Below are 25,190 nucleotides of genomic sequence, written 5' to 3'. Positions count from 1 at the left end.
GCTGGACCCGAGTGGTCCAGCGTTTCAATATGAACAGCAGGTTTTTCATTGTGCGGTTACTGTGTCGTTATTGTGCCGTATATCCGCCATCGACGAGCAGATTGGCGCCCGTAATGAACGATGCATCATCGCTTGCGAGGAATAATACGGCCTTCGCCACTTCCTCTGGACGGCCGAGCCGGCCCATCGGATGAAGGCCGACGAGATGCTGCGTTATTGCCTCATTGCGGCCTGCGATAAGCGGCGTATCGATGTAGCCTGGGCAGATCGCATTGACGCGAATGCCTTCTTTCGCATAGTCTATGCCCAAGCTTTGCGTAAGCAGCTTCACGCCGCCTTTGGCTGCTGCATAAGCCGTTACGCCGCTTTTGCCGACATGGCTGTGAATGGAGCCGCAGTTGACGATCGCGCCGCCGGTTCCTTGCTTCAGCATTTGGTCGATTACGTACTTGTCGCATAGGAAGACGCCGGTCAAGTTAATATCGACTGTCCGCTGCCACTTGTCGATCGTCAGTTCATGACCGGGAGCATCGTTCGCGATACCAGCATTGGCGAACAGGATGTCTATCTTGCCAAACTTCTCGACGGTTGCCTGTACCAGAGCCTGTACGTCCGACTCCTTCGTAACGTCCGTACGAACGAACAATGCTTGATATCCGCTGTCGCGAAGCTCTTGCGCCACCGTCTCGCCGCGTTCGGAGAAGTCGGCAATGACGACCTTAGCGCCTTCCGCTGCGAACAGCCGCGTTGTTTCTTCGCCAATTCCGCTTGCCCCGCCAGTTACGATTGCTACTTTATTAGTAAATCGCATTTTCACGCACCTCTTGTTTTCTTTATCGAACTTTTATCGAGCTGTTGCGCCGCCGTCGATCACATGCTCGGCGCCTGTAATGTAGGAGGATTCATCCGAAGCAAGGAACAACACCAGATTCGAAACGTCCTCCGTCGAGCCTACATGACCCATTGGAGAGACTGCTTGTCCCAACTGCTCTTTGCTTTGTTTAGTTGTCTCCGACGCATATTCAACCATTGCTGTATTAATGTATCCCGGATGGATCGAATTGACGCGAACGCCTAGCGTTGCGAATTCCATTGCGGCGTCCTTCGTCATGATGCGAACAGCGCCTTTGCTAGCGCCATACATCGTATGGCCTGGCGCACCTGTGAGACCAGCTATCGACGATGCGTTAATGACAGAACCTTTCTTTTGCTTAGCCATAACGGGAATAACATGTTTCATGCCGAGGAACACGCCAGTCACATTGATCGACAGCATCCGGTTCCACTCATCGACGCTTGTCTCGAACAGCGGCTTGATCACATAGATGCCTGCATTATTAAACAAAATATCAATGGTGCCGTAAGCTTTCACAGCGTCTTCTACGATCTGCTTCCAGTTGTCTTCGTTGCTTACATCATGACGGAAGGCGATAGCTTCTCCGCCGTTAGCTTTAATTTGAGCTGCTGTTTCGTTTGCTCCAGCTTCATTAATATCCGTGACAATGACTTTGGCGCCTTCTTTCGCGAAGCGAATGGCAGTTGTTCTGCCGATGCCGGTTGCTCCCCCGGTAATAAGCGCTATTTGTCCATTCAAACGCATATATACGCACCTTCTTCTCAAAGATGTTGGCTTGCTCGTTACACTTTCATTATAGGACTGGCTTGTGTAATAATAAATTAACTAAATGTTAGGTTGAGTTAAGCCACGCTTAAGGAACAGGTGGAGCACCGTGAACATTGATCAGTTAACGTATATCGTCGAAATCGCCAAGACGAATTCATTATCAACGGCGGCGCGTAATTTATTCGTGTCCGTACCAGCGCTCAGCCAAGCCATTTCGAATTTGGAGTCTGAATTCGACGTAGAGCTGTTCGAGCGATCGCGCAACGGCACTTTTCCGACGGCAGAAGGTCTTGCACTCATTCAGAAGGCGGCCATTATTCTTGAGCAGATACATGCGTTCAAAGAAGAGGCTAGAAGCTATTCGAATACAATGAGCGGCGAGCTTCGCATCGCAACGATTCCAGGCCCTATGTATTTGCTCGTGAAGACACTCGCAGGCTTCAAGCGGGATTTTCCCAATGTGCGGATTGAGATCTCGGAGAAGAGCTCGCAAGAGATTATGAGCGATATTAGGCAGCATAAGGTTGACCTTGGCCTCATCGTTCTATACGAAGATTTGCGCTCCAGCATCGATGAGTTCGAGTTTACGAAGGTGATGGATACAAAGCTTGTCTGTTTCTTGAATCGGAATAATCGGTTGTCGCTGCAGAAGTCGGTAAGCATTGAAGATTTTCAGCGTTATCCGCTTGTGCTCTATAAGGAGGATTACTTGGGTTGGTTCATTGAGAAGTTCGGACGGCAATACGGTCATGTGGATCTGCTGTTCACGACGAACAACTCGGCTGCGATTAGAGGGGCACTAAGAGAGGAGATGGCAATCTCCGTTGGCGTAGATTATACCTTCCTTAAAGGCAGTGAATACTTATCGAACGATCCTGAGTTAATCATCATGGATATGGATGTGCCGATTAACCGTCCTGTGCCGTTAGGTTGGGCGATGCATCATAATGCCGCGAAGTCGAGAATCTTGAAGCTGTTCATTAATCGGCTGAAGCTTCAGTTGATGCAGGATGAGTCATAACGACTTGTATAAAATGAAGAAAGTGCCGTAAGTTTTACACTTACGGCTTTTTTGGCATGTTGAAATTTTTTAACTTTCGCTGATTAGATGGTTTGATTGCATGGTAATATTATCAAATCCAGCAAACGTTGAAAGGGTGGCTGCTTGTGTACGAACAAGAGATAAATAGAAGCCAATTGATTCGAACGGAAGAAGAGCTGCGCGCGTTGATCGGATTTCCGAGCGAGCTCGTTGAGCGCAAGATGATTGCGCAGTTGGATCATCATTGTCGGGATTTTATCGCAAGATCGCCATTCGTATTGCTTTCCACTTCCAATTCGCAAGGCCAATGCGACGTGTCTCCAAGAGGGGACGGTCCTGGTTTTGTGGATGTCTTGGATGATCGGCATCTGGTCATTCCGGAACGTCCGGGCAACAAGCGCATCGATTCGCTGCGCAACATTATTGCGAACCCGCATGTTGGCATGCTGTTCTTGATTCCAGGACTCGGAGAGACTTTGCGAATCAACGGGCGCGCCTATATTACGAAGGACGAGAAGCTTCTAAGCCGCATGGCGGTTAAGGACCGTGCACCTGTTGTTGGGATTGTGGTGGAAGTCGAAGAATGCTACATGCACTGTGCGAAGGCATTCCTTCGCTCCCAGCTGTGGAAGCCGGAAGCATGGCTCGACAAGGAGCAGCTCCCATCATCGGCTGCCATCATTGCTGACCATGCCCGAATGGATGGCGTAACAGCGGAAACAGTAGCTGACCGTCTGGCGGACGGATATAAGAATCGGCTTTATTGAGATAAGGGGGAGGGAAAGCGATGAACGATCGCAAATCTGGCTATCATTTTGAGAAGGTGAGTATCGGGGCGGAAGAAGAACTGCTAAGGCTGCGAGAACAAGCATTAATGGGATGGGACAAAGAATACCGAGTGTTAAGGTGGTGGGGGCTGGAGGATGGTATGAAGGTATTGGAGGTTGGCAGCGGACCAGGCTTCGTTACGGAACAGCTGCTGCTTCACCTGCCTCATAGCACGATTACGGCGCTGGACATTGACGATACGCTGCTGCAGATCGCGAGGCAGCGATTAAAAGATGTACCGACATCCAGAGTTACCTTTATACAAGCATCGGTGTACGAGAGTGGGTTACCCGATGATACCTATGATTTTGTGATCGCGCGTCTGTTATTCCTTCATCTTCATGACCCTATTGAAGCAGCGCTCGAAATACGACGTATGCTCAAACCTGGCGGTAAGCTCGTTATCATCGACATCGATGATGGCGTTTTTGGAGCAATTCAACCTGACTTAGATGTGCTGCCCTCTATATTGAAGAAGCTAGCGCAGGTGCAGGCATCTAGAGGTGGAAACCGTCATATTGGCCGAAGTTTGCCGCGGTTACTCGCGGAAGCGGGATACAGCGACGTCGATATGGATGCGGTGCTTCAACATAGCGACTTACATGGGCTTGAAGGGTTCAAGCGTCAACTGAATATAGAGCGATTCGCAGGTTTCTATAAGAATGGAATCATTGCGGAGCATGAGTATGAAGATCTAAAGAGATCGTACGAACGTTTTGTCAGTTCTCCTCAAGCTCATGCGATGATGATGTTCTTTATGGCATGCGGAACGAAGAGGGGTTGATGTAGGAAAATGCAAAGTGCCGTCCTTGCAGGGGCGGCACTTAGTTATATTTGCTCGTAGCAAACAGATTCCGCAAAGCGTGAATGATGGGTAATCAGCATTGATATGCGTGATTAGTAAGCCCAAGCATCCGCCAATTGCCTTTCTTCCTGCCCTTCATGCATAGCGTTCGTTGCTCCAAAGGAGTTACCGTCGAGATCATAAAATCCAAAGCCGCTGATCTCGCCGGGCTTGAGAGCGACCGTCTCTCGATTCGTCTGCACATCATGCGACTTGAGATGTTTGTGGAAAGCAGCTAAATCGGGTGTATAGAAATCGATGATGCTCTGCGTATACCCACGGTTTGTGTTATAAAATCGCAGCCGCTCGCTCGAGTCTGTCTGAACCAGATAGATTGTAGGCACACCAACGGGCTTTCCAGGAAACTGAAACATAGCTTCTGTCCAGCAATCCTCATATACGCCGACCGCTTCTAACCCGAGAATTTGATCGTACCAGCGAATAGCTGCCTTCAAATTCGATACGGGAATTTCAATTGTTGCTACGCGCGGCACAATGAACGATTGAGTCATCTTCATTAGACCTCCTTATCCGTTAGTTGCTCCTAATGAATTGCCGTCAGGATCGAAGAAGCCAAACCCGCTGATCTCACCAGGCTGAACATCAATCGTCTGCCGATTCGTTGGCACGCCAAGCGACAGCAAATACTGATGAAAGCCGGCTAGATCCTCGGTATAGAAATCAACGACGCTTTGTGTATACCCATGGTTCGTATTATGGAACTTCAGTCGATCTGCTGAATCCGTCTGAACCAGATAAATCCCTGCGGGATGACCAGGAAAGTCAAGCATCGCTTCCTTCCACGATTCATTGAATTCACCTACAGTCCTCACGCCAATCACTCCCTCGTACCATTCGATGGCCGCTTTCAGGTTTGAGACAGGGATTTCAACGCCAGCAAGTCTAGTAATATAGCTCACAGTATCACTCCTTTTATTATTGTCCGTACTAAGAAACGCTGAGAAACAATGAAAACAAACAACTTATCACGAAAAGTTCATAATTGAATCGAATAGCAATATTTTCGATAAAAATTCATCCAAATCCTTCCTGCAAATGAAGCTATTGAGTGATTTAATGCTGGGAAAGCGATGAATGTCGTAATTAATCGAGACGCGCGAATACGGCTAAATGTGGTTTTTATCACATGATTATATTGACAATCATTCTCACACCCTTTATAGTGACGTTGATAATCATTATCATCGGAAATCAACTTTATATAAGGGAAGGGTATGTCCAATGAATATTAAACGTAAGAACTCTTTAAGCACATTGATTATTCTCTCGCTCGTACTTATCATCGCGCTTGCTGGTTGTTCGTCCAACAAGTCTGATTCTTCAACTGATTCAACTGCGAAGACGGGTGATACGGCAAACACGGATACGACAACAACAGAGGGAACGGCTTCAGATACGCAATATCCGATTACGATCAAGCATGCTTTTGGCGAGACAGTCATTCCAAGCAAGCCTGAACGTGTTGTAACGATTCAATGGGCGAATCATGACGTTGCTCTTGCGCTTGGTGTAGTTCCAGTAGGCTTCTCGGCGGCGAACTATGGTGTACAAGATGACAGCGGATTGCTGCCTTGGACGGCTGATAAGCTGAAAGAACTCGGTGCAGATAAGCCAAACATTTTCCAAGATACGGACGGTCTTGATTTCGAAGCAATCTCGGATGCCAACCCGGATGTTATTCTTGCCGCTTACTCCGGTATCACGCAAGAAGACTACGATACGCTGAGCAAAATCGCTCCAGTTGTTGCATACCAATCGCAGCCTTGGGTAACGACATGGCGTGAGCAAGTTCTCTACAATGCTAAAGGCATGGGTATGGAAAGAGAAGGCGAACAGCTGATTAAAGATACGGAGAAACTCATTGCAGATAAGGCAAGCAAGTATCCGAATATGAAGGGCAAGAAAGTCGTATGGGCGAATTTCTCTGCCACAGACCTATCTAAGTTCCACATCTATACACCAGTAGATCCACGTGGCTCGTTCTTGGAAGAGCTTGGCATGGAGTATCCTGAAAGTGTAACGAAGCAAATGACGGATGCAACCAGCTATTCCTTAAACTTGAGCGCTGAGAATGCAGATCTCCTCAACGACGCGGATATCATTATTGGTTACGGCGATGACAGCTTGTATCAAGCAGTTAAAGCAGATCCACTGCTTGGCAAAATCCCGGCAATCCAACGCGGTTCCGTTGTATTCATTGGTAACGGTACGCCGCTCGCAGCATCCGGCAACCCGAACCCACTGTCGATTGCATACACGATTGACGAGTATTTGGGCCTGATTGACGGAGCTATCAGCAAGATTAATGGCTAGTACAGCGGAATCAACCAACAAACAGGTAAGCCTGCATGTCCCGAAGCATTTTACGAAAGTATTGGCAGGAGGCATGATCCTGCTTGCTCTATGTGTGCTTGCTTCACTTGTGTTCGGATCTCGCGTGGTGGGGTGGAATGATCTGATTGACGGGTTGTTCCACCCGAACGCCGATTCGTATGGAGCGATCGTCGTGCACAAGCGGATTTCGCGAACGGTCTTCGGATTGTTCTGCGGAGCAGCATTAGGCGTATCTGGATCGCTTATGCAGGCGGTTACTCGAAACCCGATCGCTGACCCAAGCATATTGGGCGTCAATACAGGGGCATCGTTGTTTGTTGTTTGTGGGATTGCGTTCTTGAACATAACGACCGCGCATCAATATATTTGGTTAGCATTAGCGGGAGCTATGATCACCGCAGTTTTCGTATTTGGAATCGGCTCAATGGGACGTGGCGGCGCCACGCCCCTTAAGCTTATTTTGGCAGGAGCCGCCACAAGCGCCGCCCTTTCTTCCTTGGTCAGCGCCATTATGATCCCACGCTCCTATGTCATGGATCAGTTCAGATTCTGGCAGGTAGGGAGCATTGGGTCCGGCAATTGGAGTGTTATCGGGACGTTCATCCCGTTCCTAGTCGTCGGATTATTGATCGGATTTATCGCTGCGCCAGCACTCAATGCTCTGGCATTGGGAGACGAAGTCGCTACTGGTTTAGGCGTTCGTACCGGAACATTGCGGTTAAGCGCCGCTCTTGCAGGCGTTCTGTTGTGCGGGGCAACGACGGCTTTGGCAGGACCGATCGGTTTTATTGGATTGTTAGCCACGCATGTCATGCGTCTTGTCCTTGGTTCTGATCTGCGATTTGTTATCCCCATGTCGGCGTTGTCTGGAGCGATCATCTTGACGTTATCGGATGTGATCGGCAGGCTCGTCGGCAGCCCTGGAGAGCTTGAAGTCGGCGTTGTCACCGCATTCGTCGGTGCTCCGATATTGATTCTATTAGCTATGAGAGCGAAAGTGCGTTCATTATGACAACCAATACAATTGCTTATATTATGGAAGGAAGACGTCAACGTCGCCGTCGATGGGTGGTCGTAACCAGCATACTTGCGGTATTAGCAGTCGTGCTGTGCTGCGCGATGCTTATGCTTGGGAATACGATCTATCCAGTCAAAGATGTCCTTCGTGCACTTACGGGGGAGAAGATTAAGGGCGTTTCTTTCGCCGTGAATACGATACGTTTGCCGAGAATGCTGGCAGGTCTTATGGCTGGATTCGCCTTTGGCATTGCGGGGCATACGTTTCAGACGATGCTGCGCAACCCGCTGGCGAACCCCAATGTCATCGGAATTACTTCAGGTTCCGGTGCGGCAGCTGTATTCTGTATCATTGTTCTTCATACTAGCGATACGGTTGTTTCTTTTGCTTCGGTCATTGCTGGCCTAGCAACGGTGATCCTTATCTATTTCTTATCCCGAGGCAGAACCTTCTCGATCGGGCGGATCATTCTGGTAGGGATCGGCATTCAGGCCATGCTCGATGCGTTTGTATCCTATCTGTTGCTCGTAGGGGCTCAACAAGATATACCGGCAGCGCTCCGATGGTTAAGCGGCAGTCTCAATGGCACGCAGATGGAGGAACTCCCATCGCTTGTTGCAGCGATTGTTATCTTCGCGCCTATCGTTATTATGCTGGGGAAACACTTGAGTATATTGGAGCTTGGCGAACAATCGGCTTCTTCTCTAGGCGTTAGCACGGATAAGACCAGGGTGGCACTAATCGTGAGCTCTGTCATCATGATTGCGCTTGCCACTGCTGTTACAGGTCCAATTGCTTTCGTTGCATTTCTCTCGGGTCCGATTGCCAAACGGTTAGTAGGAGCGGGCTTCTCAGGCGCTGTTCCTGCCGGTCTTGTCGGCGTTATTCTGGTATTGGCATCAGATCTTATCGGTCAATTTGCTTTTGAGACTAGATTCCCAGTAGGGATCATAACCGGTATACTCGGAGCACCGTATTTGATCTACTTGCTAATCCGAATGAATCGGAAGGGAGACTTATAATGAAGGCGACACATACGTTTCAAGCGGAACAGACGGTTTCGGGCTATGAGAATAAGACGATTGTCCAAGGCATAAGCCTGTCGATACCGAGTAACCGAATAAGCGTCATTATAGGGGCGAATGCCTGCGGCAAGTCGACGCTGCTGAAGACGCTGGCTAGACTCATTAAGCCAACTTCGGGCAGCATTACGCTCGACGGCAAGCAGATCGACAAGATCCCGCCGAAGCAGCTGGCACGTGTGCTCGGATTGCTCCCGCAATCGCCGATCGTTCCGGAGGGCATTTCGGTTGCGGACTTGGTTGGCCGCGGACGGTTTCCGCATCAAACGCTGTTCAGCGGTTGGTCGAAGAAGGATTACGAGGCTGTCGCTGAAGCGATGGAGATTATGAAGATTACCGAACTGGCAAATCAAAATATCGACGAGTTGTCGGGCGGTCAACGGCAGCGTGTCTGGATTGCGATGGCGCTGGCGCAGCAGACCGATATTTTGTTCCTCGACGAGCCAACTACCTTCTTGGATATTACGTATCAGGTCGAAATTCTTGATCTGCTCACGGACCTTAACCGCAAGCGCGGAACGACGATCGTCATGGTGCTTCATGACATCAATCTGTCCTCTCGTTATGCGGATCATATCTTTGCCCTGCGTCAGGGCAAGTTGGTGGCAGAGGGCGAGCCGTCGAAGGTAATTACAAGTGAGCTCGTGAAAGATATTTTCGGCATGGATAGCACGGTTATTCAAGATCCGGTATCCGGTACGCCGCTGATCGTGCCAATCGGACGGCATCATGTGAATGCTGTGAAACCGGTAGAGAATGTGAAACCAGCTGATGCTGAAGGTCCAGTCATTCCGGAGAGTCCTGTTCTTAGCTATTAATAAGAAGTCTTTATTGATGCTCCTCAAGTTCTGTCGTGCAATCTGCATGCGGCAGGCGCTTGGGGATCTTTTGTTGTTTTGTTCCAAGAATAAGAGACTATGATGGAAGTGCCGCATCTCTATCTATTTACGCTATTAAACTTTATAATGTTTTTTGACAAAATAGGGAACTATCCCCGCTATGAAACGTCTACTTGTCGAGGTGAATGTGTTGTCTTTCGAATATTTGGAGCATGTGCAAGATGGGCTGGATCGGTCAGCAGTGCTGGACGAGCTTATGAAAGCGTACGGGCGTGACGTCTGGAACTATGCTTTATTCCTGACGCGCAGTCGCGAGCTAGCCGATGATATTGCGCAGGATGTGTTCGTCAAAGTATATGAGAAGCTTTACTCCTACCGAGGCGAGTCGTCCGTACGCACTTGGCTGCTTGCGATTACGCGCAATACGGCATTAGACGCCATGCGCTCGTCGTGGCTGCGGCGTGTTATGCTGCTGCCGCAGCGTCTGCTGACAACCGATATTCATCCCTCTGCCGAACGTGAAGCACTTGATCGCGAGCTTGTCCACGAGAGTTGGTCCATTGTGCTCGACTTGCCGGCTAAGCTGCGCGAAGTGCTGCTGTTGTCTGCCCATCATGGCCTACAGATGAAAGAAATTGCGCAGATGCTCGGCGTATCCGAAGGCACAGTCAAGTCGAGACTGTTCCGTGCGCGGGAGCAGGCAAGCCGCAGATTCAAGCAGCTTGATGAGTCAGCCGCGTACGGCGAGGAGGAGTGGACATGAGCGGGCAGTACCAGGAACAGTGGGAGAAACAACTGTCAGGACAGCCGACGCGCAATCACGGATTCACCTCAGACATTCAGAATAAAGTGAGGGAACGAATCCGTATGGAGCAGCAAAATAATAAGCGGAACCGTTGGTTTCGGACAGCGGCAGCGCTAACGTCCGTAGTCATTGTGCTTGGTGGCGGCTGGCTGTTAAGAGACGATATTGGCTCATTGCTGAAGCAAAAGCCAAGCGGGATGGATGGTGTTCCGGCCGCGCTGCAGAACGATGTGCTGGCTGATGAGAACGCGACGTTGAAGGTTATGGTAGGCCAGTATGACAACTTTAACAATATGCAGTATGCGCGGCCATTCCTGCTGCATCATCCAACCGTAACCGTGGAGACGGCGCAGATGCCGGACAAGATCTACCAAGGCAAAGAGCTGCTGGAATGGGTAGATAAAGAGAACCCGGATGTGCTTCGGCTTAGCCTGCAGCAATACTATGAGTTGGCAAAAGCGGGAAAGCTCAAGCCTCTAGATACGCTTATCAAAAGTGATGCGGTAGACGTCGATGCGATGTACGAGCCGGTCATCGATATTTTACGCCAATACGGGGGCGGTCAATTGTACGGCTTGACGCCAGCCTTCCAGACGGACGCTGTGTTTATTAATAAGGAGCTGTTCGAGAAGAACGGCATTCCGCTGCCTCATGCAGGGATGACTTGGGATGAACTGCTGGATACGGCGGCGAGGTTCCAGGGAACGGGTACGGCGGGGCTCGTTTCCTCGTCATTTGGCGACAATCCAAGCGCCTTGGTTGACGATATTGCACAAGCAACTGGACTGCAGACCGATACGCAAGGCGGCAAACAGGTAACGATTGATACGCCCGCTTGGGCAGAGCTGTGGACGAAGATTACGAACGGCTATAAGGACGGCTGGATTTATAGAGATAAGACATCGGACAGCAAGTCAAAGGTGGAGTCGTTCACGCCATCGGATCCGTTCCTCAAGGGCGATGCGGCGATGGTTGTGACAAGCGGGTATTACGTTTCGCAAATACAGTCCGCATGGAAAGATGACCAGAAGTGGATCACGATACCGGTTCCTGGCGATCAAATATCTTCTTTCCATCTTCTTGAGATTTATGCGGTATCTTCGACTGCAAGCAGCGAGAAGGCGGCTTGGGAAATGGTCAAGTTCATGAATGGCTCTGAATTCGCCAAGCGGTTGATCGGCACGGGGATGAGTAAGACCCCAATTCGTCAGTCTGATGCACAGCAGAAGTTCGGCGAGGAACAGATTGCCGCGTTCTATCAGAACAAGCTGGAACTGCCGCAGGATTGGCAGAATGCAGCAGATGGTTCGCCGATGAGCAATACGCTTGCGGGCTACGCTTTTCAGGACAGCAAGCCGTTGTTGGAGGAAGTAATTGCCGGCACGCTATCAGTAGATCAGGCTCTCGTTCAATTGAAAGAAAAACTCGAGCAGCATGCACAGCAAGATGCACTGAATGCGCAGAAGGAGAAGTCGTGATGCGCCGATGGGGGATAGCGACAATCGTTGTTGTGCTATCCACTCTGCTGATGCTGTCAGGATGCTCGGACGGAGAAGAGCAGGCGAAGCAGCCGGACGTGCTAAAGGTAGCCGATGTGGATGAAATGAATTTCTACTCCATGTACGGAGACTACCTGAATGCCGTTTATCCGAATACACAAATTCAGTTTATTTCTGCCAATGACGCATCGGACTATCGGGTATCGTTCGAGGAGCGGGCCAAACGATGGAAGCAGCTCATCCAGAATGAGCAGCCAGATCTCATTGTCCTCCGAGATAGCGAGACTTATCATGTGCTGGCTGATGAAGGTTTATTGTCGGATTTGACCCCTTATATGAAGTCATCAGGCGTAGCAGAGCAGATCCATCCCGGCGTTCTCGAGTTGATGAATCAGAACCGCGACAGTTTGCCTTATGGGATGGCTACTGTATTCTCGGCATCGAAGCTGTATTACAATGAGGACTTATTCCGAGAGTATGGCATTGATCTGCCGCATGATGGCATGACTTGGGAAGAGCTGCTGCAGCTAGCCTACCGATTTACTGCAGCTTCTGCTTCGGCGGATGCTCCGATTGGTTACTATCAATCCTATTCGGGTCCGATGGAGCTCTCCATGCAGGTAGCCGGTACAGAGGGCTTGTCGATGTATAGGTTGAACACTGGGAAGGTGACGCTCGATACAACGGCATGGCAGCAAGTATTCCACACCGTGTTGTCGCATTACAAGGATGGAACATTCCGTTCGTTCACGCCGGAAGGCAAAGTAAGCACCGACGGAACTACTTATTACGATCAAGAGGCGACTATCTCGGCGGATTGGTTCAGCAAAGGCCGGGCAGCCATGACAATCGGATATTATGGATCATTCAGCAATGTGAAGTTCAAGCTGGGTTCGGTGAATCCTCCTGTCGACACCTCTACGAGATCTCGAAGCGGCGACTTCTACGCGAACCATGTGCTCGCAGTCCGTGCAGGCTCGTCGAAAGCGCAAGCTGTCTGGGGCTTTATTGATTTCATGGTCAGCGACTATGTGGCGAAGGTGTCGGCACAGCAAGCGAATGACTTTGGCGTACCGAGCCGTATTTCCTACGGACAATTTACGAAGAACGAAGCCGCGGCGGGACTCTATAAACAGATGCCGGCCATTACGCCACCTGATGATAGAACAGGCATAGATACATCTTTCTATGATGGGTTCTATAGCATGATTAAACAAGAGATCAGTGATACTTTGGCAGACAAGCAGTCCGAGGAAGCGATGCTGAAGCGGATGCAGGAGCAAGGTCAGCAGTTGCTGGACGCAGCAAAGGCTAAGGAGCAGAAGAAATGAGACGGAAGGGATTAGCGTTGTCGTCGGGAGGGCAATTACAGGGCCGTCACGGAGCGTATCGACTGTTGGTGTTAATGCTAATTGCTATGTTGGTGATGGTAGGATGCTCAGACGAACAAGAGCCAGTGAAACAGCCTGATGAGTTGAAGGTTGCCGATTGGGATGAGAATAATTTCAACATCCTATATGGCGATTACTTGAATTCATTCTATCCGAATACGAGCATTCAGTTTATTTCAACCGGGACGGCTTCCGATTATCAGGTATCTACGGAAGAGCAGACCAGACGGTGGAAGCAGCTCTTGGAGCAGGAACAGCCGGATCTAGTCGTCATTCGGGATAATAGTACCTATCGGTTTCTGGCGGATGCAGGCTTGCTGACTGATCTATCTCCTTATATGCAATCGTCAGGAATAACGGATGAACAGATTCATCCCGGCGTTCTTGAGCTCATGAAGCAGAATCGGGATGGCCTGCCTTACGGGATGGCAACTGGATTCTTGGCATCGATGCTATATTATAATGCGGATTTGTTTCAGGAGTACGGTATCGATCTGCCGCATGATGGCATGACATGGGAAGAGGTGCTTCATCTCGCTAACCGATTTACATCTGCATCCGAATCAAAGGATGGTCCAATTGGCTACTATGAACCCTACTCTGGACCGGTGGAACTCGCTAATCGGATTGGCGGGACGGAGGGCTTATCGATGTATCGGATAGGTACAAGGAGAATGACTATCGACACCTCTGCCTGGAAGCAGGTCTTGCATACAATCTTGTCCTACTATAAGGATGGAACGTTTCGCTCAATCGTACCGAAAGGCAAAGTAAATGCTGATGGAATGGAATATTACGATCAGGCAGCGACGGCTTCAGCAGATCTATTCGGCCAAGGCAAAGCGGCGATGACGACAAACAGCTATGGAGCATTCGATGCGAGCAAGGTTTCATTCAAGCTTGGCGCTGTTAATGCACCAGTCGATTCTGCGACGCGATTGCGCAGCAACGGTTTTAATGCAAATGTGAAGCTGGCGGTACGCGCTGGTTCGCCGAAGGCACAAGCTGCCTGGAACTTCATCCAGTTCATGACCAGTGATTATGTCGCTAAGATATCGATTCAGCAAATGACTAATTTTGGCTTGCCTGTCCGTCTATCCTACGCACAGGTGACGAAAGATGATAGCGCAGCGGATCTATATAAGCAGATGCCGGCAATTACACCACCCGACGACTACATGGCTGTCGATTTATCGTTCTATGATAACTTGAACAGCATGTTGAAGCGGGAGATCGGCGATGTGTTGGCTGACAACCAGACCGAGGAAACCATGCTGAAGCGGATGCAGAAGCAAGGTCAGCAGCTTCTGGATACAGCGAAGGCAAGGGGTAAGGAGCAGAAGAAATGAAACAGAAGCGAGTAGCGTTGTCGTTGGGAGGACAATTGCACGGCTATCACGGAACATATCGACTGTTGGTGTTAATGCTAAGTGCTATGTTGGTGCTGGCTGGTTTGACAGGCTGTACGGAAGATAAGGGAGAGACGGCGGAGAAGCAGGTTCTGAAAGTGATGGACAGCAGTGAGTGGAGCTTCAGTATGGAGTACGGCGATTATATTAACGCAGCGTTTCCGAATCTTGAGGTTCAAGTGAGCTCTACTTCCGATGCAATGGATTACGCATTGCCACGCGAAGAGCGCCTGAAGCGAATGAAGGAATTGATTGCTAGCGAGCAGCCGGATTTAATCCTGCTAGGTGACGATTCCATGTATAAAGCTCTCGCAGACGAAGGGCTGCTGAGCGATTTGTCGGTTTATTTGTCAGAGGATAACAATCTGGAGCAGCATATTCACCCTGGCATTATAGAACAGATGAAGCAGAACAGAGACGGGGCGCTCTACGCGTTGACGCCTAATCTTCGTGGGCAACTGTTGTTCTACAATGAAGATTTGTTCAATCGGCTTGGTATCGGGCTCCCGCAAGACGGGATGACCTGGGCTGAAATTTTACAGCTGGCACAGCGTGTGACACAGTCCAGCAGCTCGGAAGGGGAGAAGGCAATCGGTTTTCTACCGGCATTTCCGGGACCAAGCGGGCTCGCCAACTTGATCGGAATGACAGACCAGTTGGGCACTTACCCCTATCGTGTATCTACTGGGGTCATGACGGTGAATATGCCTGCCTGGCAGCATGTGTATCGAACGGCTATCGAGGCTTATAAGAGCGGGACATTCGAATTGGGTATGGAGGAAGGTAACGGTGAACAGCCGATTGCTTCGTACGGTGAGCCCGGACAAACAGATTTGTTCACTGAAGGACGCGCCGGAATGGTAGTTGGCAGTTATCGGGCCTATCAGGATGTGCCGTTTAAGTTAGGTGCTGTGGGAGCGCCTGTCGATGAGGCTACGAGGACAAGAAGTTTTAGTATATATCCCGGATTTACGATGAGTTTACGTGCAGGCACTCCAATGGCACAAGTAGGCTGGGATGTCATCGCTTTTATTATGGGGGACTATGTTGCGAAGGTAAGAGCTGGATTTACCCAGGATGGCTCTAGTGATAATGCCATTCCTAGCAACATCACTTATGCGGACTATGCGAAGGATCCGATCATTAAGTCCATCTATCGGCAAATGCCTTCTAACTTGCCTTCGGACTATGGGAAGTTATCTAATTCTGCATCTAGTGAGATGGCAGACATGATTAATAAGGAAGTCTCGAATACGATGATGGACAAGCAAACCTTCGAGCAAATGATCGAACAGATGCAGACGCAAGGACAGCAGCTTCTTGATCGCGAGCTTAAGAAAAAATGATGATCGATCCTCTATTTGTTGGGCTAAGCGTGAAAGTCCGTTGATTTTGTACCTAATATGCCAGCAGCATTGTGCTACAATGTAGCCATGAAAGTGCAACCTCTACATCGATCATAAAGGAGCGGTTGATCATGGCGATACATAAAGGGACAGCAGTAGTGACTGGAGCTGGACGAGGGCTTGGCTTCGGCTTGGCAAAAGGGCTGCTGGAACAAGGTTGGCGCGTGATTGCTGGCGTGCATGGACAAGTTCCAGAGGAACTGAAACAGTTGGAGAAGCAGGTAGAAGGACGCCTGCTCCTTATAGATGATTTGGATATTGGCAGCGATGATAGAGTAAGAGCGGCGGCAGCGAAGGCTTCCGGCTGGACGGATCATATCGATCTCATCGTTAACAACGCTGGCATTCTGGGTGATATTGATAAACAGCTGCCGGACGAGCTTGATTTTGCAGAAATGCAGCAGGTTCTCAATGTGAACACATTGGGGCCGTTGCGCGTAACCCAAATGTTCGGCAAGCTGCTGCTGAAGTCGGAGCGTCCGATTGTTGCGAACATATCATCGGAAGCGGGAAGCGTCGGCGCTTGCGGCCGAGATAGCTGGTACGCTTATTGCATGTCGAAGGCGGCAGTAAACATGCAGTCGGCTCTCATTCATAACCAATTGAAGCCGCTGGGCGGACGCGTGCTCGTGCTGCATCCGGGCTGGGTTCAGAGCTATATGCACGGCGAACTGAACACGACCGCTCGACTGACGATTGAGCAGTCCGCAGCAAACGTGCTTGGGGCTATCATGAACGAATCGGACTGGCCGGATGTAGATGGCAAGCCGCCTTATATCGAAACGGAATATGGAACGCGTCTGCCATGGTAAAAGGTATAGGGAGAGCCGTTCTGTTCGGTGACGTCGAAGCGCCTTATCATCCCGTACAAGCTGTTGAACAGGATGTAACGGCGATTCTGGCTCCAAGCTTCAGTGTGGAGACAGTCGTTGAATACGGTGATGCACTCGAAGGACAATCGTCGCTGCATGCGGATGTCATTATTTCGTACGCGGATCGTTGGACGGAGAAGCTTACAGAGAAGCAAGCGGATGGATTGCTTGCTTATGTGTGGGAGGGCGGGGGTCTGGTGTCGCTGCACTGCGGCATTTCTCTCGCTATTCACGAGCGGCTGCTGCCGTTGTTCGGCGCGAAGTTTACGGGGCATCCGCCTTTTCAACCATTGAAGTTCGTTCCAGTGTCGGAAGCGCGTAAAGCTAATACAGAAGGTGAGGCAACTGCATCGGAAGAAGCAGATCGTTCCGCAGCACTGCTTGCAGCGATTGAGTCTTTCGAGCTCGATGAGGAGCCGTACCGCTACGAATTCGCTGATGCGCCGAATGGGGATCGCGAAGTGCTGCTGCAGTATGGGCACGAAGGCGCTTTGCATCCGGCAGTCTGGACGCAGGCGTACGGGCTTGGCCGCATCATCAACGTAATGCCGGGACATACAGCTGACTCGCTGAGCCATCCTGCAGTGCGGCGGCTGCTCTTGGCTGCCACGAAGTGGGCGGCTAGAGGGTGATTTTTCGGAATCATTGTATGAATAGGATGATAAGAAAACGCCGTTTTCCTAGCCTAAGAGGGCTGGAAAGACGGCGTTTTTTGCGTGAACAATATGTGTTCAATCCCTTGGATAGTCTAGACTCATAATGTCCATGAACGGAACTTTAACAAGCTCATGCGGCGTCTGAACGTGCACCTTGCCGGTTCGGGAATCGAGATGAACGATTTTGCCGCGCAAAGGCTCTTCCCAAGCCCAGATGGTCAATAGAATCGTTGACTCCTCGTGGAAAGCTTCCGTAATTTGATTGCCGATCTCCTCTAACACAAACTCATCTCTTGTAGGTCGTTTGGGAACCTTTGATTTAGCCATAATTGCTGTCCTCCTAGAATATCTCCGTTTTGCCTTGTACAATAGCTATTTATTCGCAAAAATATCGATTTCACTAATGGGTTGCGATTGCACGAACACTCTGCTTCTATTATAACCTGCCGGTCTACCAATCGGGTACATTGCATGCAGGCATATATTGATCAATGTACAGGCCTTCAATACAATCAAGCCGATCCGTCCGAGCATAAAGAAAAAGGGGATACCAGCACCTATGTAAATCCAATGCAATTTCTCCGATACTAGATTAATAAAACGGCCAGTTGCCGGTATTCTACCGGCAACTGGCCGTTGTGATGCTAGTATAGTCCAAGACCCGAACCGCCGGACAGACACTGCATATAAGGCTGGTGACGAGCGTGTGCTTTGAATGGAAGTCAGGGAGTTTTGAACGATTTTACTTTTATTGTTTCAGGATCCCATACATCGTCTTTGTTTGTGTTGTTAAGAACAAAGGTGACTTGCTGGCCGATTTCTAATTCATCATACTTCTCGTATTTGATCGGCGCTTGTTTATCGACATAGACATACTGTTTATCTTTATCGATGGCAGTGACTTTACCCGAAATCGTGAACTCGTCGCCGCTTGTTCCGTTGCACCCTGACAAGAAGATGACGAGCACCAACGTCGCGAGAAATTTGTACATGATATCCCTCCCTGAATATGGAATATCTACTAGACGTCATATATAACCCTAATGTTTCAATCTACCTCAATTATCCAGCGTCTATTCCACGTTCCGCACTTTCCGCAGGAACGTGCTGATCGCGTAATACGCCGCGCCTCGTACGGCAGAACGGTCCTGCAGCTCCGCGAACAGAATGCGCATTCGCTCGCGATGGTACGACAGTGTTCGGCGGTCGACCGATTCTTGAACGGCGCATTCCAGCCAACGGCTGGCCCGGCTCATCCGATTGCCGATAATGACGACGTCCGGGTTGAAAACGTTGACGATGTTTGCGATGCCGACGCCCAGATATTCGCCGATGCTGCGGAACAGCTCGATCGCACGTGAATCGTTAGCTTCCGCTGCGGCGATTAGACTGTCAAGTTCGCCTTCAAGTCCTAATTCTTCTGCGTTTTCCACCAATGCATTCTCCGAGGCATACAGCTCCCAACAGCCGCGATTGCCGCAGCGGCAAGGCTTGCCGTCATATTGAATCGATAGATGGCCAAGCTCGCCGGAGAAGCCAGAGGCCCCCTTGTACAGATCCTTGTTCAGAATAATGCCTGTCCCGATCCCGATGCCGACACTGACATAGATTTGATGAGGAATGCCGCGGCCTGCACCGTACTTCTGTTCGCCCTGCGCGCCTGCATTCGCTTCGTTGTCGATCGTGACCGGCACGCCGAATCGCTCCTCGATTAGACGTTGAAGCTCCACGCGGTCCCATGCCAAATTGGGGGCGAACAGAATCGCGCCCTTATCATCGACGATGCCGGGAACGCCGATGCCGATGCCAACGATACCGTATTTGCTTGAAGGCTCCAACTCGACAAGCTTCTGAATGCAGTTTTCTAGCTGCTTCAAGCCGGAGGCCATGTCCGGCCGTTTCATTGTCCATTCTCGTTCCTCTACGACATTGCCGAGCAAGTCCGTTAATACACCGCGTATATAATTGACGCCAAGGTCAATCCCAATGGCATGTCCAGCCTGCGCATTGAACAGCAGCATGACCGGCTTGCGTCCGCCGTTGGATACGCCTTGGCCGATTTCATCAACAAGATGAGCATCCATCAGGTCAAGCACTAGGCTTGAGACGGTCGCTTTGTTTAGCCCTGTTCGCTCCGATATTTGCGCCCTGGAGAGAGGACCTTCTTTCATTACGGAATCGAGCACGATCGCCGTGTTTATTTTTTTGATCAGCGTTTGATCGCCTGTCGGTTTTGGTTTCGCCATTTCATGACATCCTCTGCAGCAATTAGTAGCTCTATTGTAGCATATTCCGTCAAGTTTGTTTAGTCGTTAAACGAAGTGAGGGGGACGAATTAAGTGGGTGTTTATTTTGCTGCATATGAGAAAAGTATATGGTGGTGGTTATTAAGTTGTCTGATTGCTCGATTGAGGAATTGATGTTGTAACTGCGATGTTTCGAAAGAAATTCTGCTGGCACAAAAAAATCTAAAAAACTTAGTTTGTTTAATAGACAAACCAAGTTCTGAAGTGGTATGCTGTCGTTAGACACAAGCAATAACGCTTTCAACAATCAAACGCATGGCAATCATGCATCTTACATTTTGAAGGAGGATTACGTTAACGATGTCCTATTTCGCTAACATTCCAACAATTAAATTCGAGGGCAAAGGCTCCGACAATGCACTTGCATTCAAACACTACAATCCATCCGAAGTCGTATTCGGCAAAACGATGGAAGAGCACCTGCGTTATGCAGTAGCATACTGGCACACTTTCACTGCAGACGGCACGGATCCATTCGGCGCTGGTACGGCTGTACGTGCTTGGGATAGCCTGAGCGCTCTTGATAAAGCTAAAGCACGCGTTGAAGCAAACTTCGAGTTCATGGAGAAGCTGAACCTTCCTTACTACTGCTTCCATGACCGCGATATCGCTCCTGAAGGCGCTACGCTGCAAGAAACGAACAAAAACCTCGACATCATCGTTGCTATGCTGAAAGACGGCCAAAAATCGTCCGGCAGAAAGCTGCTCTGGAACACGCAAAACATGTTCACGAACCCGCGCTTCGTTCATGGCGCTGGTACAGCAGTCAACGCTGACGTATACGCATACGCTGCAGCACAAGTGAAGAAAGGCCTTGAAGTAGGTAAAGAGCTCGGCGCTGAAAACTACGTATTCTGGGGCGGTCGCGAAGGTTACGAAACGCTTCTGAACACGGACATGAAGCTTGAGCTGGACAATCTCGCTCGCCTGTACCACATGTCGATCGCTTACGCGAAAGAAATCGGCTTCGACGCACAATTCCTGATCGAACCTAAGCCGAAAGAGCCTACTAAACACCAATACGACTTCGACGCTGCAACGACGATTTCGTTCCTGCAAAACTATGGCCTGAAAGAGCACTTCAAGCTGAACCTTGAAGCTAACCATGCTACACTGGCTGGCCACACGTTCGAGCACGAGATCCGCGTAGCTGCAATCAACGGCATGCTGGGCTCGCTCGACGCTAACCAAGGCGACATGCTCCTCGGCTGGGATACGGACGAGTTCCCTACGGATCTGTACTCCACGACGCTTACGATGTATGAAGTTCTCAAAGCTGGCGGCCTGGGCCGTGGCGGCGTAAACTTCGATGCGAAAGTTCGCCGTGGTTCGTTCGAACTGGAAGACCTCTTCCTTGCTCACATCGCAGGTATGGACAGCTTCGCTTGGGGCCTGAAAGCAGCTGCGAAACTGATCGAGAACAAGGTTCTCGACAGCGTAGTAGAAGACCGCTATGCTAGCTTCAAATCCGGCATCGGTGCTGACATCGTATCCGGTAAAGCAACGCTTGCTTCCCTGGAGCAATACGCACTGCAAAACAACCCAATCGTTAACAAGTCGGGCCGTCAAGAGCGTCTCCGCCTGCTGCTTAGCGAAGTAATCTACAGCGTTTAATAACAAGCGAGTCTATCGCTTCAACAATATGCAAGTTCAAAAAAGTCAGCATAAGTGCTGGCTTTTTTGAACGAAAATTGAAAGTTCAAGTAGTCGGGTTTTCAGTACCGAGAAGATTGCGAGAACCTGAAAAGCGTATGCTTACGTGGTTGTTATTTGTTCGCAGGTTGTAACACTGCAGTATCGCAAATAACTTCAGGAGGAACGGAGTGTAGGCAGAACCTACATGATACAAGGTTTCCAGCGGAAACCTGCATCGGAAGCATAACCTCCGGACTCCGAGGGTGAACGCAAGCTTCGACGTCGAATAGGCTTCCTGATTCACTTCGTGATCAAAAGATGACTTTTTGAACTACCTATAGAAAAGGGAGAATAACGGACGATGAGTTATGTAATCGGTATCGACCTCGGAACAAGCGCCGTTAAGGCGCTTCTGATCGACAAGGAAGGCGTCGTACGCGGCGAGGCTTCCCGCGCATACCCGCTGTTCCACGAGCATTCCGGCTGGAGCGAACAGAAGCCGGATGACTGGGTGGAAGGTACAATTGAAGCATTGAAGGAGCTGTCCAGCTCGACAGGCATCAATGCGGCTGACATCGAAGGGATGAGTTTCTCGGGCCAAATGCACGGTCTCGTGCTGCTGGACGGCGAAGGAAATCCCGTTCGCAACGCGATTCTGTGGAACGACACGCGCACGACGGCACAATGCCGCGAGATCGAGCGTACGCTTGGCGATAAGCTGCTTGGCATTACGCGCAACCCGGCACTGGAAGGTTTCACGCTGCCGAAGATTCTCTGGGTTCGCCAGAACGAGCCGCAAGCATTCGAGCAAGCGAAGCTGTTCGTGCTGCCGAAGGATTATGTACGTTACCGCCTGACAGGCGAGCTGCACATGGACTACTCCGACGCCGCAGGCACGCTGCTGCTTGACGTTGCAGGCAAACAGTGGAGCAATGATGTGCTTGCTGCATTCGATCTTCCGGCATCGTTCTGCCCTGCGCTGGTAGAGTCGCACGGTCTTGTTGGCACGCTGCTGCCGGCAGTAGCTGAGCGCGCAGGTCTGCAAGCTTCGGTCAAAGTATTCGCAGGCGGCGCGGACAACGCGTGCGGCGCGATTGGCGCTGGCATCCTGTCCGAAGGCTTGACGTTGTCGAGCATCGGTACGTCCGGCGTTATTCTGAACTACGAGAATGACAAGGACGCTGACTTCGCAGGCAAAGTGCACTTCTTCAACCACGGTAAAGAAAATGCGTTCTACGCAATGGGTGTTACACTGGCGGCAGGCTACAGCCTGAGCTGGTTCAAAAATACGTTCGCAGCAGGCGAGTCGTTCAACCAAATGCTCGAAGGCGTTGGCGAAGTGAAGCCAGGTGCAGGCGGACTGCTGTTCACGCCTTACCTCGTCGGCGAACGCACGCCGCATGCTGACGCGCAAATCCGCGCGAGCTTCATTGGCGTAGACGGCTCGCACACACGTATTGATTTTGCGCGTGCGGTTATGGAAGGCATCACGTTCTCGCTGAACGAGTCCGTCGACCTGTTCCGCAAGGCCGGCAAGAAGATCGAGACGGTGATCTCGATTGGCGGCGGCGCGCAAAACCCTGTCTGGCTGCAAATGCAAGCCGACATCTTCAACGCAACGGTCGTTGCGCTGGAGAACGAGCAAGGCCCTGGCCTTGGCGCAGCAATGCTCGCAGCTTATGGCTGCGGCTGGTTCCCAAGCCTCGACGCATGCGCAGACCAATTCGTGAAGCGCGGCGCATCGTATGAGCCAAACGCTGACGCGGTTGAGACGTATGCGGGTCTGTTCCGCATCTATCAGCAAGTGTATGAGCAAACGCGCGGCCTGAACGAAGCGCTTGCAGCATATCGCAACTAGTTAATATAACAAACAAACCCGCCTCATTCATCACTATGAAATGTGATGAATGAGGCGGGTTTTTATTTTTATCAACGGAATTAGAAGCCGCCGTACCCGACATGGTAAGCGCCCCAGATCGCTTCAGGCACAACGCCAAGCTGACTTGCGATTAATTCAGCTGTCATCCGTTTAGGTTTTTTGATCTTGCCGTTGCGGATCTTGGAGATCGTCGTCAGCGAGATGTGCGTAGAACGAGCAAGCTCGGTAACGGAAATGTTCTTCGCCGTCATCAGCAGTCTTAGTTTAGCAGACGAATCGACGTCCGTATGAAGCGGCTCCATCTGCAGCATGACAACGGCGTGGCTTCGCACCGAGCCGTTCCAGCGTTGGAATGACATGAAGACTGCACGCGCGAGATACACCTCATCGTCGTGGACGAGGCTGAAGGAGCATGGCTGCGGCGTACGGTTAGCAGATGCATAATCGATTGATCGCTTCACATGGCGGCGGTCATTGATGCTTACATAATGTTGAAAAGGTTGATTCAAAAAGGCCGACTGCTCATGCCGGACAGGCGTTACATAGCTGTTCACCCATTGGATGTTATGCTCTCTATTCAGAATAGCCGCCCCAACAGCTTTCTCCTCGCGGATGATGGAATCGATCCAGCGCTGCTCGGTTACATCGTGAAATACGACCGCATAACGTTTCAGCGGTGCATCGGTTTGACCAATCCGCATCACTTCAATTCGAACCTCGAAGAGGATGCCGTTGCGCGAACGGAATTTGCAGTAGAAAGGCGAGGAGGAAGAGGGCGCTTGAGACAGCGTTACTAGCTGCTCGAACGGGTTGCTGCCTTGCTCTTTCTCGATCAGCTGCGACGGAGTGGTGCCAAGCAGGTTGTCCTTGCGATAACCGCTCCATTCGCAGAATGCATCGTTCATATCCGTAATGCGGATCAAATCCATCGAAGCGTCAACAATGAGGATTGAATCAGGACTAAACGTAAACACATCGTACATGTATAGGCACCTCTCAAACGTCAGAATAATTAACTTCAAACCGGATCGAATTAATCTATTTATATTGTACCATGCTTGATGTCATGGAACATGACATATGTGTATAATTTTTTGTAACATTCTACGTAGGGGAATTGATCATTTGATTGAAATGGATGTCCAGTTGTACAATTTTCGGTTAAAAATGGGTGGGGATGGGAAGCGTAACGATATAAAAAGAGTCTTGAAGGAGAATTCGAATGGACAGAACGGAAGATTCGGCAATCTTGTTCCAGTTCGCCGATAACGGCAGTGCTGAGGATGCTAGCGCTACGCTGCGTGAGCTAGGATACGATCCAGTCGTACATGAGGGCGGCAAGCTGCACATTCATATGAATGGCAGCGATCTAACCTCTGCGCTAGAGATTGCGATGTCGCATGGCGGAGAGTTGATGGACCAGCAACCGCTTGATCCGCTTGCGGTTACAGGACTTGCTTATGGAATGGACAGTATCCAGATTCCTGCGCATACGGTCAACGAGGATTGGGCAGATTCCTACGCAATGGGAACAGGCGATGACATTGTTGATGAGGATGCAGGGCTGAACAATCGCGATGAAGATGGAGAAGAGCACGGCTTCCGCCCGGACGACGGCTCGTACAACTTCATGTCGGGGGATGTGCATACGTAGGAGTTATCCACCCAGAAACCGAAGGGTGGCGAACAAAAAAAGCCTT

The 25,190-nt window shown here is 50.3% G+C and carries 25 protein-coding genes; 17 read left to right on the top strand and 8 right to left on the bottom strand.

Annotated features, from left to right (window positions below; all coding sequences use genetic code 11):
- Nucleotides 1–67: 67 nt before the first annotated feature.
- Together H8B09_RS22940 and H8B09_RS22935 are read right to left on the bottom strand one after the other, a co-directional pair.
- On the bottom strand, nt 68–811 hold the full coding sequence (locus H8B09_RS22940; protein WP_191205918.1) for an SDR family NAD(P)-dependent oxidoreductase: 744 nt from the start codon (nt 809–811) through the stop codon (nt 68–70).
- A 33-nt stretch (nt 812–844) separates the two neighbouring features.
- A complete protein-coding gene (locus H8B09_RS22935; protein WP_191205917.1) occupies nt 845–1,600 on the bottom strand; it encodes an SDR family NAD(P)-dependent oxidoreductase in 756 nt (251 codons plus the stop codon).
- A gap of 130 nt (nt 1,601–1,730) precedes the next feature.
- On the opposite strand from H8B09_RS22935, the gene H8B09_RS22930 reads away from it, so the two are divergent.
- The 3 genes from H8B09_RS22930 (at nt 1,731) to H8B09_RS22920 (ending at nt 4,278) form a co-directional block, all read left to right on the top strand.
- On the top strand, nt 1,731–2,645 hold the full coding sequence (locus H8B09_RS22930) for a LysR family transcriptional regulator (RefSeq protein WP_191205916.1): 915 nt from the start codon (nt 1,731–1,733) through the stop codon (nt 2,643–2,645).
- A gap of 161 nt (nt 2,646–2,806) precedes the next feature.
- Nucleotides 2,807–3,433 carry a pyridoxamine 5'-phosphate oxidase family protein gene (locus tag H8B09_RS22925; RefSeq protein ID WP_397376092.1) on the top strand — a complete coding sequence of 209 codons (627 nt, stop codon included), beginning with the start codon at nt 2,807–2,809 and terminating at the stop codon, nt 3,431–3,433.
- Between the two features lie 20 nt (nt 3,434–3,453).
- Nucleotides 3,454–4,278 carry a class I SAM-dependent methyltransferase gene (locus H8B09_RS22920; RefSeq protein ID WP_191205914.1) on the top strand — a complete coding sequence of 275 codons (825 nt, stop codon included), beginning with the start codon at nt 3,454–3,456 and terminating at the stop codon, nt 4,276–4,278.
- Between the two features lie 113 nt (nt 4,279–4,391).
- On the opposite strand, the gene H8B09_RS22915 is transcribed toward H8B09_RS22920, so the two are convergent.
- Both H8B09_RS22915 and H8B09_RS22910 read right to left on the bottom strand, forming a co-directional pair.
- A complete protein-coding gene (locus tag H8B09_RS22915; RefSeq protein ID WP_191205913.1) occupies nt 4,392–4,850 on the bottom strand; it encodes a VOC family protein in 459 nt (152 codons plus the stop codon).
- Between the two features lie 15 nt (nt 4,851–4,865).
- Nucleotides 4,866–5,258, bottom strand: a complete 393-nt coding sequence (locus H8B09_RS22910; protein ID WP_191205912.1) for a VOC family protein — start codon at nt 5,256–5,258, stop codon at nt 4,866–4,868.
- Nucleotides 5,259–5,580: 322 nt separating this feature from the next.
- Here H8B09_RS22910 and H8B09_RS22905 point away from each other — a divergent pair, with 322 nt between their 5' ends.
- The 11 genes from H8B09_RS22905 to H8B09_RS22855 all read left to right on the top strand — a co-directional run bounded on the left by H8B09_RS22905 (nt 5,581) and on the right by H8B09_RS22855 (nt 17,646).
- A complete protein-coding gene (locus H8B09_RS22905; protein ID WP_191205911.1) occupies nt 5,581–6,672 on the top strand; it encodes an iron-siderophore ABC transporter substrate-binding protein in 1,092 nt (363 codons plus the stop codon).
- Nucleotides 6,665–7,705 carry a FecCD family ABC transporter permease gene (locus H8B09_RS22900; protein ID WP_191205910.1) on the top strand — a complete coding sequence of 347 codons (1,041 nt, stop codon included), beginning with the start codon at nt 6,665–6,667 and terminating at the stop codon, nt 7,703–7,705. The genes H8B09_RS22905 and H8B09_RS22900 overlap by 8 nt, the downstream gene beginning before the upstream one ends.
- On the top strand, nt 7,702–8,733 hold the full coding sequence (locus H8B09_RS22895; RefSeq protein ID WP_191205909.1) for a FecCD family ABC transporter permease: 1,032 nt from the start codon (nt 7,702–7,704) through the stop codon (nt 8,731–8,733). Before H8B09_RS22900 ends, H8B09_RS22895 begins: the two co-directional genes overlap by 4 nt.
- Nucleotides 8,733–9,611: an ABC transporter ATP-binding protein gene (locus H8B09_RS22890; RefSeq protein ID WP_191205908.1), complete on the top strand. Its 879-nt coding sequence runs from the start codon at nt 8,733–8,735 to the stop codon at nt 9,609–9,611. Before H8B09_RS22895 ends, H8B09_RS22890 begins: the two co-directional genes overlap by 1 nt.
- Nucleotides 9,612–9,792: 181 nt before the next feature.
- Nucleotides 9,793–10,395 carry an RNA polymerase sigma factor gene (locus H8B09_RS22885; protein WP_224753897.1) on the top strand — a complete coding sequence of 201 codons (603 nt, stop codon included), beginning with the start codon at nt 9,793–9,795 and terminating at the stop codon, nt 10,393–10,395.
- Entirely contained in the window at nt 10,392–11,915 is a 1,524-nt protein-coding gene (locus tag H8B09_RS22880; protein WP_191205907.1) for an ABC transporter substrate-binding protein, read from the top strand. The genes H8B09_RS22885 and H8B09_RS22880 overlap by 4 nt, the downstream gene beginning before the upstream one ends.
- The gene (locus H8B09_RS22875) at nt 11,915–13,267 is read left to right on the top strand and encodes an ABC transporter substrate-binding protein (protein WP_224753936.1); all 1,353 of its coding nucleotides are present in this window, start codon (nt 11,915–11,917) and stop codon (nt 13,265–13,267) included. The genes H8B09_RS22880 and H8B09_RS22875 overlap by 1 nt, the downstream gene beginning before the upstream one ends.
- The gene (locus H8B09_RS22870) at nt 13,264–14,676 is read left to right on the top strand and encodes an ABC transporter substrate-binding protein (RefSeq protein WP_224753896.1); all 1,413 of its coding nucleotides are present in this window, start codon (nt 13,264–13,266) and stop codon (nt 14,674–14,676) included. The genes H8B09_RS22875 and H8B09_RS22870 overlap by 4 nt, the downstream gene beginning before the upstream one ends.
- The gene (locus H8B09_RS22865; protein ID WP_191205904.1) at nt 14,673–16,082 is read left to right on the top strand and encodes an ABC transporter substrate-binding protein; all 1,410 of its coding nucleotides are present in this window, start codon (nt 14,673–14,675) and stop codon (nt 16,080–16,082) included. The genes H8B09_RS22870 and H8B09_RS22865 overlap by 4 nt, the downstream gene beginning before the upstream one ends.
- 131 nt (nt 16,083–16,213) lie before the next feature.
- On the top strand, nt 16,214–16,954 hold the full coding sequence (locus H8B09_RS22860; RefSeq protein ID WP_191205903.1) for an SDR family NAD(P)-dependent oxidoreductase: 741 nt from the start codon (nt 16,214–16,216) through the stop codon (nt 16,952–16,954).
- Nucleotides 16,948–17,646 carry a ThuA domain-containing protein gene (locus H8B09_RS22855; protein ID WP_191205902.1) on the top strand — a complete coding sequence of 233 codons (699 nt, stop codon included), beginning with the start codon at nt 16,948–16,950 and terminating at the stop codon, nt 17,644–17,646. The genes H8B09_RS22860 and H8B09_RS22855 overlap by 7 nt, the downstream gene beginning before the upstream one ends.
- A gap of 99 nt (nt 17,647–17,745) precedes the next feature.
- Here H8B09_RS22855 and H8B09_RS22850 read toward each other — a convergent pair whose 3' ends face one another.
- The 3 genes from H8B09_RS22850 to H8B09_RS22840 all read right to left on the bottom strand — a co-directional run bounded on the left by H8B09_RS22850 (nt 17,746) and on the right by H8B09_RS22840 (nt 19,916).
- A complete protein-coding gene (locus H8B09_RS22850) occupies nt 17,746–17,997 on the bottom strand; it encodes a YolD-like family protein (protein WP_191205901.1) in 252 nt (83 codons plus the stop codon).
- A 395-nt stretch (nt 17,998–18,392) separates the two neighbouring features.
- Complete coding sequence (locus tag H8B09_RS22845) at nt 18,393–18,662, bottom strand: hypothetical protein (protein ID WP_191205900.1); 270 nt, start codon at nt 18,660–18,662, stop codon at nt 18,393–18,395.
- An 81-nt stretch (nt 18,663–18,743) separates the two neighbouring features.
- Nucleotides 18,744–19,916 (bottom strand): ROK family protein, encoded by a 1,173-nt coding sequence (locus tag H8B09_RS22840; RefSeq protein WP_191205899.1) that lies wholly within the window; start codon nt 19,914–19,916, stop codon nt 18,744–18,746.
- Between the two features lie 360 nt (nt 19,917–20,276).
- Here H8B09_RS22840 and xylA point away from each other — a divergent pair, with 360 nt between their 5' ends.
- On the top strand, nt 20,277–21,590 hold the full coding sequence (gene xylA, locus H8B09_RS22835; RefSeq protein ID WP_191205898.1) for a xylose isomerase: 1,314 nt from the start codon (nt 20,277–20,279) through the stop codon (nt 21,588–21,590).
- A gap of 382 nt (nt 21,591–21,972) precedes the next feature.
- Nucleotides 21,973–23,469, top strand: coding sequence for a xylulokinase (gene xylB / locus H8B09_RS22830; RefSeq protein ID WP_191205897.1), 1,497 nt, complete (start codon nt 21,973–21,975; stop codon nt 23,467–23,469).
- Nucleotides 23,470–23,549: 80 nt separating this feature from the next.
- Here xylB and H8B09_RS22825 read toward each other — a convergent pair whose 3' ends face one another.
- A complete protein-coding gene (locus H8B09_RS22825; RefSeq protein ID WP_191205896.1) occupies nt 23,550–24,473 on the bottom strand; it encodes a helix-turn-helix domain-containing protein in 924 nt (307 codons plus the stop codon).
- A 239-nt stretch (nt 24,474–24,712) separates the two neighbouring features.
- Here H8B09_RS22825 and H8B09_RS22820 point away from each other — a divergent pair, with 239 nt between their 5' ends.
- Nucleotides 24,713–25,144: a hypothetical protein gene (locus H8B09_RS22820; RefSeq protein WP_191205895.1), complete on the top strand. Its 432-nt coding sequence runs from the start codon at nt 24,713–24,715 to the stop codon at nt 25,142–25,144.
- The last annotated feature ends 46 nt before the right edge of the window (nt 25,145–25,190 follow it).

The sequence above is a fragment of the Paenibacillus terricola genome (assembly GCF_014779765.1).
GTDB classification, from domain to species: Bacteria; Bacillota; Bacilli; order Paenibacillales; family Paenibacillaceae; genus Paenibacillus_T; species Paenibacillus_T terricola.
This window is presented reverse-complemented; position numbering and strand designations above follow the sequence as displayed.

Coding starts and splice junctions, on each gene's coding strand:
- H8B09_RS22940 (WP_191205918.1), bottom strand. CDS start 811: ATGCGATTTACTAATAAAGTAGCAATCGTAACTGGCGGGGCAAGCGGA.
- H8B09_RS22935 (WP_191205917.1), bottom strand. CDS start 1,600: ATGCGTTTGAATGGACAAATAGCGCTTATTACCGGGGGAGCAACCGGC.
- H8B09_RS22920 (WP_191205914.1), top strand. CDS start 3,454: ATGAACGATCGCAAATCTGGCTATCATTTTGAGAAGGTGAGTATCGGG.
- H8B09_RS22915 (WP_191205913.1), bottom strand. CDS start 4,850: ATGACTCAATCGTTCATTGTGCCGCGCGTAGCAACAATTGAAATTCCC.
- H8B09_RS22905 (WP_191205911.1), top strand. CDS start 5,581: ATGAATATTAAACGTAAGAACTCTTTAAGCACATTGATTATTCTCTCG.
- H8B09_RS22900 (WP_191205910.1), top strand. CDS start 6,665: ATGGCTAGTACAGCGGAATCAACCAACAAACAGGTAAGCCTGCATGTC.
- H8B09_RS22895 (WP_191205909.1), top strand. CDS start 7,702: ATGACAACCAATACAATTGCTTATATTATGGAAGGAAGACGTCAACGT.
- H8B09_RS22890 (WP_191205908.1), top strand. CDS start 8,733: ATGAAGGCGACACATACGTTTCAAGCGGAACAGACGGTTTCGGGCTAT.
- H8B09_RS22885 (WP_224753897.1), top strand. CDS start 9,793: ATGAAACGTCTACTTGTCGAGGTGAATGTGTTGTCTTTCGAATATTTG.
- H8B09_RS22880 (WP_191205907.1), top strand. CDS start 10,392: ATGAGCGGGCAGTACCAGGAACAGTGGGAGAAACAACTGTCAGGACAG.
- H8B09_RS22875 (WP_224753936.1), top strand. CDS start 11,915: ATGCGCCGATGGGGGATAGCGACAATCGTTGTTGTGCTATCCACTCTG.
- H8B09_RS22870 (WP_224753896.1), top strand. CDS start 13,264: ATGAGACGGAAGGGATTAGCGTTGTCGTCGGGAGGGCAATTACAGGGC.
- H8B09_RS22865 (WP_191205904.1), top strand. CDS start 14,673: ATGAAACAGAAGCGAGTAGCGTTGTCGTTGGGAGGACAATTGCACGGC.
- H8B09_RS22860 (WP_191205903.1), top strand. CDS start 16,214: ATGGCGATACATAAAGGGACAGCAGTAGTGACTGGAGCTGGACGAGGG.
- H8B09_RS22855 (WP_191205902.1), top strand. CDS start 16,948: ATGGTAAAAGGTATAGGGAGAGCCGTTCTGTTCGGTGACGTCGAAGCG.
- H8B09_RS22850 (WP_191205901.1), bottom strand. CDS start 17,997: ATGGCTAAATCAAAGGTTCCCAAACGACCTACAAGAGATGAGTTTGTG.
- H8B09_RS22845 (WP_191205900.1), bottom strand. CDS start 18,662: ATGTACAAATTTCTCGCGACGTTGGTGCTCGTCATCTTCTTGTCAGGG.
- H8B09_RS22840 (WP_191205899.1), bottom strand. CDS start 19,916: ATGGCGAAACCAAAACCGACAGGCGATCAAACGCTGATCAAAAAAATA.
- xylA (WP_191205898.1), top strand. CDS start 20,277: ATGTCCTATTTCGCTAACATTCCAACAATTAAATTCGAGGGCAAAGGC.
- xylB (WP_191205897.1), top strand. CDS start 21,973: ATGAGTTATGTAATCGGTATCGACCTCGGAACAAGCGCCGTTAAGGCG.
- H8B09_RS22825 (WP_191205896.1), bottom strand. CDS start 24,473: ATGTACGATGTGTTTACGTTTAGTCCTGATTCAATCCTCATTGTTGAC.
- H8B09_RS22820 (WP_191205895.1), top strand. CDS start 24,713: ATGGACAGAACGGAAGATTCGGCAATCTTGTTCCAGTTCGCCGATAAC.